This window comes from Variovorax sp. J31P179 (assembly GCF_030316985.1).
Taxonomy (GTDB): Bacteria; Pseudomonadota; Gammaproteobacteria; order Burkholderiales; family Burkholderiaceae_C; genus Variovorax; species Variovorax ginsengisoli_B.
In genome coordinates this window covers 1-14,172 of sequence record NZ_JASZYL010000027.1, presented here as the reverse complement: position 1 = coordinate 14,172, position 14,172 = coordinate 1, and the positions used below count along the sequence as shown (strand labels likewise).

General features: G+C 67.5%; 15 protein-coding genes and 1 pseudogene. 6 read left to right on the top strand and 10 right to left on the bottom strand.

The features are described from left to right. Positions 1–58 precede the first annotated feature (58 nt). From QTI17_RS33955 to QTI17_RS33945, 3 genes and pseudogenes are all read left to right on the top strand, one after another. Positions 59–1,054 carry an ornithine cyclodeaminase family protein gene (locus tag QTI17_RS33955; RefSeq protein WP_286538524.1) on the top strand — a complete coding sequence of 332 codons (996 nt, stop codon included), beginning with the start codon at positions 59–61 and terminating at the stop codon, positions 1,052–1,054. Continuing rightward, entirely contained in the window at positions 1,051–2,031 is a 981-nt protein-coding gene (locus QTI17_RS33950) for a threonine ammonia-lyase (protein WP_286538523.1), read from the top strand. Before QTI17_RS33955 ends, QTI17_RS33950 begins: the two co-directional genes overlap by 4 nt. A 73-nt stretch (positions 2,032–2,104) precedes the next feature. Then, a pseudogene (locus QTI17_RS33945) lies at positions 2,105–2,314 on the top strand (DUF4158 domain-containing protein); the annotation flags it as partial. A gap of 155 nt (positions 2,315–2,469) precedes the next feature. On the opposite strand, the gene QTI17_RS33940 reads toward QTI17_RS33945, so the two are convergent. The 9 genes from QTI17_RS33940 to QTI17_RS33900 all read right to left on the bottom strand — a co-directional run bounded on the left by QTI17_RS33940 (position 2,470) and on the right by QTI17_RS33900 (position 11,972). Next, complete coding sequence (locus QTI17_RS33940) at positions 2,470–3,456, bottom strand: Bug family tripartite tricarboxylate transporter substrate binding protein (protein ID WP_286538522.1); 987 nt, start codon at positions 3,454–3,456, stop codon at positions 2,470–2,472. A gap of 31 nt (positions 3,457–3,487) precedes the next feature. After that, positions 3,488–4,957, bottom strand: coding sequence for an MmgE/PrpD family protein (locus QTI17_RS33935; RefSeq protein ID WP_286538521.1), 1,470 nt, complete (start codon positions 4,955–4,957; stop codon positions 3,488–3,490). 57 nt (positions 4,958–5,014) lie between these two features. Beyond that, complete coding sequence (locus tag QTI17_RS33930) at positions 5,015–6,010, bottom strand: Bug family tripartite tricarboxylate transporter substrate binding protein (protein WP_286538520.1); 996 nt, start codon at positions 6,008–6,010, stop codon at positions 5,015–5,017. A gap of 7 nt (positions 6,011–6,017) precedes the next feature. Beyond that, positions 6,018–6,752, bottom strand: coding sequence for a Sua5/YciO/YrdC/YwlC family protein (locus tag QTI17_RS33925; RefSeq protein WP_286538518.1), 735 nt, complete (start codon positions 6,750–6,752; stop codon positions 6,018–6,020). A gap of 24 nt (positions 6,753–6,776) precedes the next feature. Continuing rightward, positions 6,777–7,892, bottom strand: coding sequence for a TauD/TfdA family dioxygenase (locus tag QTI17_RS33920; RefSeq protein WP_286538517.1), 1,116 nt, complete (start codon positions 7,890–7,892; stop codon positions 6,777–6,779). A gap of 36 nt (positions 7,893–7,928) precedes the next feature. Beyond that, positions 7,929–8,912, bottom strand: coding sequence for a tripartite tricarboxylate transporter substrate binding protein (locus QTI17_RS33915; RefSeq protein ID WP_286538515.1), 984 nt, complete (start codon positions 8,910–8,912; stop codon positions 7,929–7,931). A 114-nt stretch (positions 8,913–9,026) separates the two neighbouring features. Beyond that, positions 9,027–9,653 (bottom strand): 3-isopropylmalate dehydratase small subunit, encoded by a 627-nt coding sequence (leuD, locus tag QTI17_RS33910; protein ID WP_286538553.1) that lies wholly within the window; start codon positions 9,651–9,653, stop codon positions 9,027–9,029. Positions 9,654–9,661: 8 nt separating this feature from the next. Beyond that, positions 9,662–11,062 carry a 3-isopropylmalate dehydratase large subunit gene (gene leuC / locus QTI17_RS33905; RefSeq protein WP_286538514.1) on the bottom strand — a complete coding sequence of 467 codons (1,401 nt, stop codon included), beginning with the start codon at positions 11,060–11,062 and terminating at the stop codon, positions 9,662–9,664. Between the two features lie 7 nt (positions 11,063–11,069). Then, positions 11,070–11,972 (bottom strand): isocitrate lyase/PEP mutase family protein, encoded by a 903-nt coding sequence (locus QTI17_RS33900; RefSeq protein ID WP_286538512.1) that lies wholly within the window; start codon positions 11,970–11,972, stop codon positions 11,070–11,072. 111 nt (positions 11,973–12,083) lie between these two features. Here QTI17_RS33900 and QTI17_RS33895 point away from each other — a divergent pair, with 111 nt between their 5' ends. Next, positions 12,084–12,884 (top strand): GntR family transcriptional regulator, encoded by an 801-nt coding sequence (locus tag QTI17_RS33895; protein WP_286538511.1) that lies wholly within the window; start codon positions 12,084–12,086, stop codon positions 12,882–12,884. Between the two features lie 85 nt (positions 12,885–12,969). Here QTI17_RS33895 and QTI17_RS35280 read toward each other — a convergent pair whose 3' ends face one another. After that, the gene (locus QTI17_RS35280) at positions 12,970–13,170 is read right to left on the bottom strand and encodes an HU family DNA-binding protein (RefSeq protein WP_503011162.1); all 201 of its coding nucleotides are present in this window, start codon (positions 13,168–13,170) and stop codon (positions 12,970–12,972) included. A 75-nt stretch (positions 13,171–13,245) separates the two neighbouring features. Here QTI17_RS35280 and QTI17_RS33885 point away from each other — a divergent pair, with 75 nt between their 5' ends. Together QTI17_RS33885 and QTI17_RS33880 are read left to right on the top strand one after the other, a co-directional pair. Next, on the top strand, positions 13,246–13,665 hold the full coding sequence (locus QTI17_RS33885) for a site-specific integrase (protein ID WP_503011161.1): 420 nt from the start codon (positions 13,246–13,248) through the stop codon (positions 13,663–13,665). A 180-nt stretch (positions 13,666–13,845) separates the two neighbouring features. Then, on the top strand, positions 13,846–14,172 hold a 327-nt coding region (locus QTI17_RS33880; RefSeq protein ID WP_286538510.1), incomplete at its 3' end, for a hypothetical protein.

The window sequence follows — 14,172 nt, the reverse complement described above, 5'->3', positions numbered from 1 at the left end:
GCGCGGCGCCACCGAGAGCAGTTGGCCCGAGCCCTTGATTCATGGAGAGATCGCCCCGATGAAGACGCTGTTGCTGAACAAAGAGGATGTAGGAAGCCTGATTTCCATGAAGGAAGTCATCGGAACGGTGGAGGAGGCGTACAAGGCCTTCAACAGTGGCCAGGTGAATCAACCGCCGTATACATGCATCCACCTCCCGCCACCCCGGGGCGAAATCGACTTCAAATTGGGATACTGCGAGGCCAACGAGATCATCTCGATGAAGGCCTCGTCCGGGGGATTCCCGAACAACCCCACCGAACACGGCGTGCCCAGCGGCATGGGAACCATCCTCCTGTTCGACGCCAGAACCTGCGCGCTCATCTGCGTGATGGATGGCAGCCTGATCACCGGCCTGAGAACCGGCGCCGCCGGAGCGGTGTCGGTCAAGGCGTTGGCCCGCAAGGACGCGAAGACCATCACCTCGATCGGGACTGGCAATCAGGCCCGGATGCAGATCCGCGCGATCCGGGAGGTGATGACGATCGAAGCCATCCATGCCTGGAGCCACCACCCCCAGACGCTCGCCCAGTACAAGGCCGACATCGAGCGCGACTTCGGCATCCCGGTGGTGATGGCCCGCTCCAAACAAGACGCGGTGGAAAAGGCGGACATCCTCGTCACCACCACCCGCGGCAAAGGCTCGCTGGTGGAAGCCGCCTGGGTCCGACCTGGCACGCATATCGTCGCCATCGGCACGGACACGCAAGGCAAGCAGGAACTGGAGCCGGAAATCTTCAGGAACGCCAAGATCGTCAACGATTCGATCGCGCAATGCGTCGAGAAAGGCGAAACCTGGCACCCGCTGCACAACCACATCATCAGCAAGCACGACATCCACGCCGAGATCGGCGAGATCCTGCTGGGCAAGAAGCCGGGGCGCGAGTCCGACGACGAGATCACGATCTTCGACTCGACGGGCATGGCCATTCAGGACAACACGACGTCGAACCTGATCTATCGCAACGCCATCGCCAGCAACACCGGCATGGCCTTTGATTTCATTCAATCGTGATTCCCCTGCTTGAACACCCCACCCTTCGCGACATCCACCAAGCACGGGAGCGGCTGAAGCCGCACATCCGTCACACGCCCTTGCTGCGCGCCGAGAAGATGGAGACCACCCTCGGGTGCGAGGTGTACCTCAAACCCGAGACGCTGCAGATCACCGGGGCCTTCAAGATCCGGGGCGCGCTGAACAAGGCCTTGTCGCTGCCTCGCGAGACCATTGCCAACGGCATCATCGCCACGTCTTCAGGCAACCATGCCCAGGGGCTGGCCTACGCAGCGCGGATGCTGGGTGTCAAGGCGCTTCTGGTGGTGCCCGTCACCACCCCGAAAATCAAGGTCGAAAACACCCGGGCGCTCGGCGCGGAGGTGATTCTGTTTGACGGCGACACCGCGGCGCGATGGAAACGCGTTTACGAGATCGCGGCAGAAAACCACTACGCCGTCGTGCACGCATTCGAGGACCCCATGGTCATGGCGGGCCAGGGAACCATTGGCTGCGAAATCCTGGAAGACCTGGCCGACGTTGACACCGTCATCATCCCCATGGGCGGCGGGGGTCTCATCTCCGGCATTGCCACCGCCATCAAGGAAACCAAACCCTCCGTACGTGTGGTTGGCGCGGAGCCAGCGCTGACCCCCAAGTACTTCCATAGCCGCATCAACAAGAAACGCACCTCGCTGCCGCTGAAGAACACGATCGCCGACGGTTTGCGCATCAGTGTGCCGGGCCAGAACCCCTACCCCATCATCGAAAGGTACGTCGACGAGATCGTGCTGGTGGAGGACGAACACATCATCGAGGGCATGCGCATGCTGGCCAAGGACGCCAAGCTGATCGCAGAGCCGGCTGCCTCGATCGGCATTGGCGCGCTGCTGGCGAAAGGACTCAAGGTGACGCCGAAGGAAAAGATCTGTGTGTTGTTGACAGGCGGCAACTGGGATCTGTGCGATCTTGCCGAAGTCTTTCAACGCGGCAATTGATCGCTCTCGCGTTGGGGTGCCCGCGATAGCGCGGCTCGGGGTGATCGTCCTTTTCGTGCAGAAAGTACGGTTTGACGTGGAGGCGATTCGCCAGCGGTTCCGATCTGACCGCAGGGTCGCAGCCGCGCTGCAGCTGTTGTTGCTTCGCGCGTGTGGCCGCCCAATGGACCCCTTGGCCGTGCTGCCACGCAACCTGCTGCGGTACGTGGCTGAAACGCTGCAGGCCCCGCCACTGACGATCGCGAGCCTACGCAGCCTCTACGAGCGCCGCCCGACGCTGTACGGGGTAGTCGTACTTATCGTGCGGTTTGATACGGTTGCGAGAAATTTCCCTTTGAAGATCAATAGCTTTCGCAGGACGGTTTTCGCGCAGAAGCGAGTCGCCGCAAGTGGTTGTCGTGCATTGGGTTTCTGGCTCCGAGCGTGTCGATCGGCCACTCAATCGAGCGACATCCTCGCGTCGCTCACGATCTTGCCGAGCCGCTGTTTCTCCCTCGCGATCACCTGCGCGAACTCGGCCCTGGTCCCACCCCCCACCTGCGAGCCATTTGCCTCGAATTGCGCCCGCATCGCGGCATCCGTCTTGAAGGCATTGTCGAGCGCCGCGGCGATGCGGTCGAGCACCGCGGGTGGCGTGCCCTTGGGCGCGAACAGGCCGCCCCAGTGCTGCATCTGGATAGTCGGGAAGCCCTGTTCAGTGGTGGTCGGCACGTCCGGCAACGCGGCGGTGCGCTTGTCGTCGGTGACCGCCACGGCCCGCAGCTTGCCGCCCTTGACGTAGCCCATCACGCCGACCGGCGCCTCCGATGCCAGGTCGATCTGGCCGCCGACGATGGCGTTGACGGTTTCCGAGCCGCTCTTGTAGTGAACGATGGTCACCGGCACGCCGAGCGCGGCGCCGACCATCTCACCGACGAAGTGGCCCGTGCTTCCGGCACCGGCCGTGCCGAAAGTGAGGCCGCCTTTGCGCTTGCCGTAGGCCTGTAGCTCTTTCAGGTCGCGAAAGCTGGCGGTCGCCGAGGCGACCATCACCGAGGGTGCGGTGTTGCCTTCGACCACCGGCACGAGGTCGCTGTCGGCATAGGGCATCTTGGTGCGCAACAGCGCGTTGGCGACCGCGCCGTTGCCGGCGATCAGGATCGTGTAGCCGTCGGGCGCGCTCTTGGCCACGAAGTCGGAGCCGATCAGGCCGCCCGCGCCCGGTTTGTTGTCGACGATCACGGTCTGGTTCAGTTGCTTGCCCAGGCCCTGCGCGATCAGGCGCGCGGTGATGTCGCCCGGGCCGCCAGCCGCGAAGGGCAGCACCATGCGGATCGGCTTGTCGGGCCAGGTGCCCTGGGCGTGCGCGGGTGCCCAGGCGGCTGCGATGACGGTGAGGCCGGCAAATCCGGCCAGCAGCAGGGTGCGACGGTGCAAGGTGCTCATGGTGTGTCTCTCTTCTTCGGATTCAGACAGGTCACTCGAAGGCAGCCGTCGCCGGCGGTGCCAGCAGCGCCAGCAGTTCGCGCACGTCGGCGACGTCCTCGATGCCCAGCGTCAATTCCTCGATCGCCGCCCGGCGCGGCGCGTCGATCAGTCCGTCCGTGAGCGTCCGGTACTTGGCCAACACCTCGGCCGCGGGCAACGGCGACTGGATGCCGCGCGATGCGCCGCGATCGACCTCGATGCGCTGGCCGTCGCTGAAGGTGACGGCCACGCGCACCCGGAACTTCTTCTTGATGTCGCCGCCGATTGCGTCGAAGGCCGGTTCGTGCCGCACCTCGACCTTGCGCAGGAGGTCCCACACGTCGTCCGAGTCGATGCGCGCCGGCGTGAACTGCTGGACCATCGCGGCGCCGTCGATCGCGGCGACCGCCAAGGCGTAGCCGATGTTCATCTGCGCGCCGATCGGCGTGAGCGGCCGCTCGGGCACCCACCAGCCGTGGTGGTACGCCGCGTGCGGCACGTCGCACTCGATGCGCGTGATCTCGCCGGCCACCAGCTTGCGTTGGGCGTCGATGTCGAACAGGGCGTCCAGCGGCGAGTGGATCGCGCCCATCGCCGCATAGGGCTTGATCACGATGCGTTCGACTTCCCAGCGTTCGCCCAGGCCGTCGGTGATCTGCGATGCATCGGGGTCGTGGCCTTCGCCGAAGGTCGACAGGAAGCCGCCGTACTCGCGCTCGAACACGCGCTTGATGCCCGTGTAGCCGCCTTCGGCCAGCACTGCCGCATACATGCCGTTGCGCGCCGAGAAGCCGTGGTGCATGCGCTTGCACATGGCCTCGTACTGGGCGGCCATCAGGCCGGCGGACTGGGTACCGGCCAGGCCCAGCGCGTCCTCGAAGCGGGCCGCGTCCAGGCCGAGCAGCTTGCCCACCGCGGCGGCCGCGGCGTGGGTGCCGAACACCGCGCCTGAATGCCATCCGCGGGACAGCATCTGCGCGCCGTGCAGCGCCATGCCGACACGGGGCCCGACTTCGTAGCCGGCCATCGCGGCCTCGAGGAAGCGCTTGCCGCTGACCGGCGTCTCGCTGCCTTCGGCCACCGCCCACAGCGCCGGCAACACGATCGATGCGGAGTGCAGCGGGCCGAGCGGATGAAAGTCGTCGAGCTCGAAGCCCTGGATGAAGGTGCCGTTGAGCAGTGCCGCGCCGGGCGCGCTCGTCTTCGCGCCCCAGCCGACGATCGTCCGGTCGCCGATGCCCTCGAACCTGCGCACGATGCCGACCGCGGTGCGCGACCACGGCAGTTGCGCACCGACGATCGCGCAGCCGATTCCGTCGAGGGTCAGCAGGCGGGCACGTTCGCGCGCCGAACCCGACGCCTGATCGAGCCGGAAGTCGGCCAACCACTGCGACAGGCGGCCGGTAGGGCCGGCGGGGTCGGTCGGCGCGCCGGAATAAGACCTGGACGTCGGGCTGGCGGTGGAAGAAGGTTGACTCATGCGTTGCTCCGTTGTGTGCTCGCTGCGGTATCTGAATGGGAAAAGGAGTGCTCGTGCTCAGCCTTCGACCGCGATCTTTCGTTCGGCGATGAGCTTCTTCCACATCGCGCCTTCGGCGGCGATGGTGCGACGCACGTCGGCACTGGGCGGTGCCGCGGTCTGACCCAGCGCTTCGAGCCGGCCGGCCATGCCCGGTGACGCAAGCACTTCGGCCAGGGCCTTGCGGATGGCGAGCACGACGGGCTCCGGCAGGCCCGCCGGGCCCATCAGTGCGAACCAGCCCGGCGCGTCAAAGCCCGGTACGCCGGATTCGGCGATGGTCGGCACATGGGGCAGCGAGGGCATGCGCGTGAGCGAGCTCACGCCCAACGCCTTGAGCTTTCCACTGGAGATGAACGGACCGGTCGCCGATGCAGTGAGAAAGGCGAACTGCACATCGCCCCCCAGCAGCGCGGTGATGGCCGGCGCGCCGCCGCGGTACGGCACGTGCACCGCGAACGTGTCCGTGCGTGACTTGAAGAGCTCGGCCGCCAGGTGGCCGACGCTGCCCGATCCGCCCGAGGCGTAGCTCAGCCTGCCGGGCTCCTTGCGCATCAGTGCGATCAGTTCCTGCACGGTGGCGACGCCGGCGGAGGGCGGCGCGACCAGCACCTGCGGCAGCTGCGACACCATCGCGACCGGCGTGAAGCCGGCGAGCGGGTCATACCCGACATTGCGCAGGGCCGGCACGATGGTCAGCGGCGCGTTGTCCAGCAGGCCCAGCGTGTAGCCGTCGGTTGCGGCGCGCACCACCTCGGCGCCCGCGATGGTGCCGCTGGCGCCGGCCTTGTAGTCGATCACGACCGGCTGGCCGAGCAGCCTGCCGAGCGGCGTCATCACCTCGCGCGCGGTCACGTCGGCGGCACCGCCGGGCGTGTAGCCCAGCAGCACGCGCACCGGCCGGGCGGGCCAGGCCTGCGCGTGTGCGCGCGTTCCCCACAACGCCAGCGCCGCGCCGCCGAGGCCACCGGCCAGGACCGCGCGGCGTGCGGGATTGAAAAGGTTCGAGTCCATGGTGGTGCTACTGGACGTTCTTGAGCGCGAACTCGTTGAGGTGCCCCGAGGGCAACGCGTCGACGCCCGGGTCGGCCGGCAGGTCGACATCGAACCAGCGCTTGAGCACGCCCGAGATCAACTCGTAGCAGGCACCGATGCGCACCACTTGCATCGTGTCGAAGTTGATCAGGGTGCCGGCGCGCCGGTAGGTGTGATAGCGGCGCAGGCCGTAGTCGACGGTGATGTCGGCGATCCGCTTGAGCTCGTCGGGAATCTCCTCGACCGAGAAGCGCGTTCCGGTCCCCGTGAGGTTGGCCGACGAGCCGAACAGCGGCACCAGCTCTTCGCGGCTGAGGCGCGTCAGCTCCTTGTGGAACGGGCCCGCGTTGAGCAGCATCCCGATGGTGCCGACGGCCGTGCTGGCCTTGACTGCCTCGTCGTCGAGCTTGCGCAGCAGCGGATGGTCGGGCCTGAAGCTCGCGATGACGCCCAGCGGCAGGTCGTGGTCGACCACCAGCGCCTCGACCATCTCCTGCGCGCGTGGGCTGAGCGTGTGCAGCTCGCGCTGCGTGACCAGGTCGCCCGCCATCGCGTTGCGTTTGTGGCTGCCGCGGCGCTTGGTGTCGTAGATCTTCTTCAGTGGATCCATCGACGCGCCGCAGCAGGCGTAGCCGGTGTCGTTCGGCACGATGGCGATGCCGCCGCGCTTGATCACGTCGATGGTGCGGCGGGCGTCGCCGGCGATGTCGAGTCTGCTCATGTCGTCTCCAGGTGGGTTCAAGATTCAGTCGGAAAAGCGCGGGCCGAGCGCCATGCCCATGGCATGCGCCTGCTCGGCATCGAAGCGGCGACAGGCGTCGTCGTAATGCTGGCCGTAGGCGCCGCCGCGCACCACGCCCGGCTCGATCGATTCGTAGAAGCCGTTCCAGCCGGCCGGCAGGCGCGGCGAATCCGGCGTCGCCAGCCACAGGCGGAACAGGAGGCGCTTCTTGTCCGGCTCCTCCGCGTCCTGAAACTGGGTGCGTGAATGCAGCGCGGTGAAGTTGCTGAGGACCTGCAGGTCGCCCGGCGCCAGCCGCATCGAGTACATGAAGTCGGGTCGCCGCACGATGGCATCGAGCAGATCCATCGCCTCGCGTTGCAGCGCAGTGATGCGCGGCGCACCGGGGAGCTTCTCGCCCTGCTCGACGCGGTTGCGCACCCACATGCAGAACACGTCGTCGCCCAGCTCGCCGTACACCGGCATCAGTCTGAACGGCGACAGTCCCTCGGCCTGTTCGCCCTGGCGGCTGAAAGGCAGCGGGTCGCGCAGCACCTCGGCCAGGTCGGGGCGCTCGGCCCGCAGCTGGCGCCAAGCCGCGATCGCGCTGGCGCACATGCTGTCGCCGCCGACCGGCGCCTGGTTGTAGCAACTGAGCAGCACGACGTCGGCGCCGTCGACGTGGAAGTCGAGCTCGGCGTTGGACGAGTAGCCGCGCCCGGTCGGGCTGCGGTAGACGGTGCCGACGTCCTGCACGCGGTTGATGTAGCGCGTCATCCTGTCCTGCGGCCGGGCGACGCCGAAATGCAAACCGACCGCCCAGGTCAGCAACTCGAACTCGTCCGGCGCGAGGCCCTCGCGCGGGAAGCCCTTGATCAACGCCACGCCCAGGCCATGCTGTGCCTCGTCGACGGCGCGCCGGATCCTGGCGAGCGACGCGGCACCGAAGGGGAAGTCGGTGCGCCGGTAGGTCAGCAGCGGCTGGCCCGGGCGATGCGCAGAGCGCAGCACCTGCAGGAGGTCGGCGCGCTCGGCGTCGTCGAAGTGCAGCGTCCAGCGCGCGGTGTCGCGCTCCAGGTCGGCGGCGCGCCATGCGGCTGCGTCGCGACCGGTGGCGGCGGATGTGGGGGCGGTGATCACGGATTCGAACTCCTCGAAACGATGGATGGATGGGCGTCAATCGAGCGGGAAGCGCTTCACCTGAGCATCGATGCGCTTCGCTTCACGCTGCACCATGGCCGCGAACTCGGCCGGCGTGTTGCCGACCGGCTCGGCGCCGATCGTGAACAAGGACTTGCGCACGTCCTCGCGCTTGACCGCCTGGCGCACCGCTGCGGCGATGCCCTCCTGGATCTCGGCCGGCGTGCCCTTGGGCGCGAAGAGGCCATACCAGGTGGTCGCGTCGAAGCTCGGATAGCCGGCTTCGATCGCAGTCGGCACGTCGGGCAGCACGGCCGAACGCTTGTCGCCCATCGTCATCACGACCCGGAGCGCGCCCGTCTTGACGAAGGGCAGCACGGCGGTGCTGCCGGCAATGGCGAAGGAGATGTTGTTGGCCACCAGGTCGGTGATCATCTGGCCGCCGCCCTTGTAGTTGGCGACGACCAGCGTCGGCAGCGCGTTCTCCTCACCCATGATGCGCGCCTGCAGCCGGGCCATGTTCTCGGTGGTGCCGACCGAGCACGGCGTGGCGGCGCTCTTGCAGTAGCGCACCAGTTGCTCCATCGACTTGACCGGCAATGCCGCATTGGCCGTCACCACACCGGGCAGGGCAGAGAAGGCCGACACCGGCGCCAGTTGCGCCAGCGGGTCGGAGCCCTTGAAGGTCGGCAGGTGCTTGATCAGCGTCAGCGACGGCAACTGCACCAGCAGCGTCAGGCCGTTCGGCTTGGCATCGATCACTTTGCGCGTGCCGATGACGCCGTCGGCGCCGGGCACGTTCTCGACGATGACCGGCTGGCCCCAGATTTGCTGCAGTTCCTTCGCCACGACACGCGTCTGTGCGTCGGTGCCACCGCCGGGGCTGTAGGGCACCACCAGCGTCACGGGATGATCGGGTTTCCAGTCGGCGGCGAGGGCTGCGAGGGGCAGGCAGGCGGCCACGGTGAGCGCAGCGACGGCGCGGCGCCGCAGCGAGGGGATGGGAAAGAAAGCGGGCATCGGTTTGTCTCCATGAGGGGTCTTTGCACGTCGCCTTGTTCGGCGAGGGATTGCTTCGTCGTGGCCGCGGTCGCTGCGAGCGCTGGTTGCTTCAAGGCTCGGCGCGCCGGTGGCTCAGCCGACTGTGACTGTGGCGCTCGGCCACGCCCATGGCCGACGGATGCGATCGACCTGCTGCCATTCACGGATCAGCGCGTCGTCCTTCAACGTGAGGCCGATGTCGTCCAGTCCGTGCAGCAAGCCCTCGCGCCGCAGCGGGTCGACCACGAAGCCCGATTCGGTGCCGTCGGGCGCTACCAACTTGCGCGTTGTCAGGTCGACCGTCATCGCCGCGCCGCCAGCACACGCCGCGGCGAAAGCCTCGACCTCGGCCGCCGGCAACCGGATGGGCAGCACGCCGTTCTGGAAGCAGTTGCTGTAGAAGATGTCTCCGAAGCTCGGCGCGATCACGCAGCGAACGCCAATGCCTTGCAGCGCCCATACCGCGCCTTCGCGCGATGAACCGCAGCCGAAGTTGTCCCCGGCCAACAGGACCGGCGCGCCGCGGAACGCGGGCTGGTTCAGGATGAAGTCCGGGTCCTCGCTGCCGTCCTCGCGGTAGCGCAGCGCTTCCATCGCATACGGCCCGAGCTCGTCGCGCGCGAGCGAGGTCAGGCGTTCGATCCGGATGATGACGTCGGTGTCGATATTGGCGCGCGACAGGTGCGGCGCCGCGCCAGTGACGATGGTGAAGGGTTGCATCGACATGTTCAGGCCTCTGAGAGATCGGTGATGACGCCGGCGATGGCGGCGGCCGCGGCCATCGCCGGGCTGGCGAGGTGGGTGCGCGCGCCCGGCCCTTGCCGTCCGACGAAGTTGCGGTTCGAGGTCGACACCGAGCGTTGCTGCGGCGGCACCTGCTCGCCGTTGGCCGCCACGCACATGCTGCAACCGGGCTCCCGCCAGGCGAAGCCGGCCGCTTTGAAGACTTCGTGCAGACCCTCGGCTTCAGCGGCGCGCTTGACGTTCTCCGATCCGGGCACGACCCACGCCGTGACGCCGGCGGCGACATGCTTGCCGCGCACGACGGCGGCAGCGGCGCGCAGGTCGGTGATGCGCGAGTTGGCGCATGAGCCGATGAAGACCCAGTCGACCGGCGTGCCGGCGATCGCCTGGCCTGCCTGGAGACCCATGTAGTCGAGCGCAGCGGCGAGCGTGCCGCGCTGCGCTTCGTCCGCCGCATCGCGCGGGTCGGGCACACGGCCGTCGATCGCGATCGCGTGCTCTGGGCTGGTGCCCCAGGTGATGGTCGGGCGCACGGCCGACGCGTCGATGACTTCCTCGCGATCGAAACGCGCGTCGGCGTCGGTCGGCAGCGCGTGCCACTGTGCGACGGCCGCGTCGAAGGCCTCGCCCTGCGGAGCGAATGGACGACCGCGCAGGTAGTCGAATGTGCGCTGGTCGGGCGCCACCATGCCGAAGCGCGCGCCGAGTTCGACCGAGAGGTTGCAGAGGGTCAGCCGGCCTTCGACCTCCATCGCCTCGATCGCCGGGCCGGCAAACTCGACGGCATGCGCGACACCTGCGGCGGCGCCGAGCTTGCCGATGATGTGCAGCGCCAAGTCCTTGGCGGTGACGCCGGCGCGCAGCATACCCTCGCAACGGATGCGCATCTGCCCGGGCTTTTGCTGGCGCAGGGTCTGCGTCGCAAGCGCGTGCGTGCTCTCCGAGGAACCGACGCCGAAGGCCATCGCGCCCAGTCCGCCGTTGGTGCAGGTGTGGCTGTCGCCGCAGATCACGGTGAGGCCGGGCAGCACGATCCCGAGCTCCGGGCCCATCACGTGCACGATGCCCTGTCCCGGCAAGCCCAGATCGAACAGGCGCACGCCCGCCGAGCGCGTGCGGTCGCGCAGCGCGGTCCACAGCTTGCCGCCGGGCGCGTAGGTGAGGCCGTTGCGGCCGGGCAGGGTCGACATCGAATGGTCGGGCGTCGCAAACACCAGTTCGGGGTCGTGCAGCTTCATGCCGCGGCCGGTGACTTCGGCCAGCGCGGGAGGGCCCGACAGGTCGTGCAGCAGATGGCGATCGATGTGCAGCAATGCCCATCCATCGCCCAGGTCGCGTATGACGTGGGCGTCCCACAGTTTGTCGAAGAGCGTGCGCGCAGTCATCGCCGGCTCACTTCTTTTCCGTCGCCGAGGCGGCACTGTGGCGCGAACCGTCCATGGGGGCGCCCGCGTTGAAACGCGTGCGCAGTGCATCCCATTCGTCGGCACCGAACCGGCGGAAGGTCTGCGCCACGTTCTGCGTCACCTCGGGCGGCTTGTGCGTGGCCTTCAGTTGGGCCAGCGCGGCGTCGCCGGCCTGGATGGCGGCAACCAGCATCAGGCCGGGCAGGATCGCGAGCTTGTAGCCCATCGCCTCGGCCTCGCGGAGATCGAAGATCGGTGTGCGGCCACCGGGCACCACGTTCAGGAGGCAGGGACCACGCACGTTCTTCGGTACCGCGGCCACTTCCTCCAGCGTTTGCGTGGCCTCGACGAAGACCATGTCGGCGCCGGCTTCCAGCGCCGCATTACCGCGCCAGACGGCTTCGTCCATGCTCATCATGGCGCGCGAATCGGTGCGGGCGATGATGAGGAACTCCTTCGAGCGGCGTGCCTCGACCGCTGCGCGGATCTTGGAGACGAACTCCTCGCGCGACACCACTTCCTTGCCGTCGAGATGGCCACAGCGCTTGGGCGCGACTTGGTCCTCGATGTGGATGGCGGCCACGCCACGCAACTCGTACTCCCGCACGGTGCGGGTCACGTTCAGCTCATTGCCGTAGCCGGTGTCGGCGTCGGCGATCAGCGGCACCTTGATGGCGCGCGCCATGGCGCCCGCGTTCGCCACCATCTCGCCCATGCCGAGCAGACCGAAGTCGGGATAGCCGCGCGCGGCCGAGGTGCCGGCGCCGGTCATGTAGACCGCCCTGAAGCCGGCCTGTTCGATCAGGCGTGCGCCGATGGCGTCGTAAGCGCCGGGGGCGATCACCATGCCGGGCGCGGCAAGTTGTTCGCGGAGGGAAGGAGTCGTCATGGGGAGGGCCTTTCGTTGTGTCGACGCCGGGCGGAATCGGGTGCCGCCGTGCCTGCGTTGTATTAAGAATATCACAACATAATGACATGTCAACACGTTATCCTTCGCGTCATGAAAACGCCGACCGCCACCGCCTCACCCTTGAATGCCGCGAGGGGCACCGCGCTGCATCGCCAGATCTTTCTTGTGCTGCGCGACGAGATCTCCCGCGGGCTGTTTCCCGACGGTGCATTGCCGAATGAGGAGGCGCTGTGCGAGCGTTTCGGCGTGTCGCGCATCACGGTGCGGCGCGCGCTGGCCGATCTGGCGGCCCTGGGGATGGTCGAGCGTCGACATGGCCGTGGCACCTTCGTGCTGGGTGCGCCCGCGCTGGCGCGCCCGGCGCCGAGCCTGAGCGTGATCGACAGCCTGCGCCAGACGGCGACCGAAACGGTGGTGCAGGTGCTGCAGGTCGAGCAGGCCGTGCCGCCCCGCGACGTCGGTCTGCTGCTGCAGCTGGCGGCCGGCGAAAAAGCGATGCATGCACTACGGCTGCGCATCAACCGCAAGGGGGAGCCGGCCATGCTGACCGATGCCTGGGTGCCGGCGCACCTGGGCAAACGCGTCACCGAAGCGGCCCTCAAGAAGATGGCGCTCTACGAGATCCTGATGGCGCAGGGCGTCGAGTTCGGACGCGTGGTGCAGGAAATCAGCGCGACCGTCGGCGACCCGCAGCGCGCCGGCCTGCTACGCACCGAAGTTGGCGCGCCGATCCTGAAATTGGTGCGCCTGATGCACGACATGGACGAGCGCCCGGTGCAGCACCTCACGGCGTACATGGCCGCCGACCGTGCCAGCGTGCTGATGGAGATTGCCGGCGCTTCCGTCAACACGCTCACTGCGGGGCAAATCGTGCTAGATGGACATGCCTGAACGCGCTGCGGGGGTGAGCGGGCGACTCCGCATGGGGCCGCGCGGACGCAGCCCGCGGCCCGCGCCATCTGCCGTCGGGGCGGGCCTATGCAGCGTTCACCGCATCCTCAAGCGCCTTGCCCGCGGTGAACTTCACTGCCTTGGTCGCCTTGATGGTGATCGGCTCACCAGTCGAAGGTTGCCGAACTGGGCGGCGGGCGATGGCGCACCACGTCTCCAAGCAGCGCATTCCGTGCGTCGACCCTGCGGTGAAGGCGGTGCTGGAGACCTGCGACGACTCGCTCAAGGGAATGCGCGACCGCGCCCTCCTCCTCTTCGCCTGGCCTCGGGCGGGCGCCGGCGCTCGGAGGTTTCAGAAGCGGTGTTCGAGAACCTGGACCGCGGCGATGAGGGCGCCTACCTGTACACGCTGGCAAGTTCGAAGACGAACCACAACGGAAAGATCCGGCCGGAAGATGTGAAGCCGATGGAACCCCTCTTCCGGCGGATCCTCAAGAACGGAAAGCTCGGCACCGCTGGGCTCTCGGGGACGGCGGTACGGAACATCGTGAAGGCGCGGTGTGCGCAGGCCGGTGTGGGAGATGATTTCTCGGCGCATTCGCTGCGGTCGGGGCTCGTGACCGAGGCCGGGCGGCAGAACATGCCGCTGCAGGAAACGATGGCGATGACGGGGCATCGGAGCACGGATACGGTGGCGGGATACTTCCGTACTGGAGCGGCCCAGATGAGCGCGGTGGCGAGGATGATGGACTCGGGCAAGCAGAAGTCTGACAAAGCTTGAGTGGCGCTGGGGGCCCGGACATGTCCGGTGTTCAACGCCGAAGCTGGCGGAGCCATGCATCGACAGAGACGTTGGACCGATAATCAGATCGGTCCATTTGTGCGCGCCATCGGGCCTCACAGGGTCGAGGCTGGGGAAGCAAGAGCCGTTCGGCGCGAACGCCAACCGATGGTGACAACCATGAGCATTCCAGTCGAATTGCAAAACCTGGCGGAGGTCATGACGCGGTACCGCTTTGCCTACCTGCTGACGGCCAGCGCGCATGGCGCCCCGCATGCGGTCGCGGTGGTGCCGATCCTCGAAGGTAGCGTATTGGCGATTGACGGCATTGGCCGCCGCACACGCAACAACCTGATCCAGCAGCCCGCCGTCGGGCTCGTCTGGCCGCCGCGGGAAGAGTCCGATTACTCCCTGATCGTCGACGGGCAAGCAGCCCCGGATGGCGAACTCCTGCGGATCACGCCGAGCCGAGCGGTGCTGCATCGACATCGACCCGCGCGCCGACCC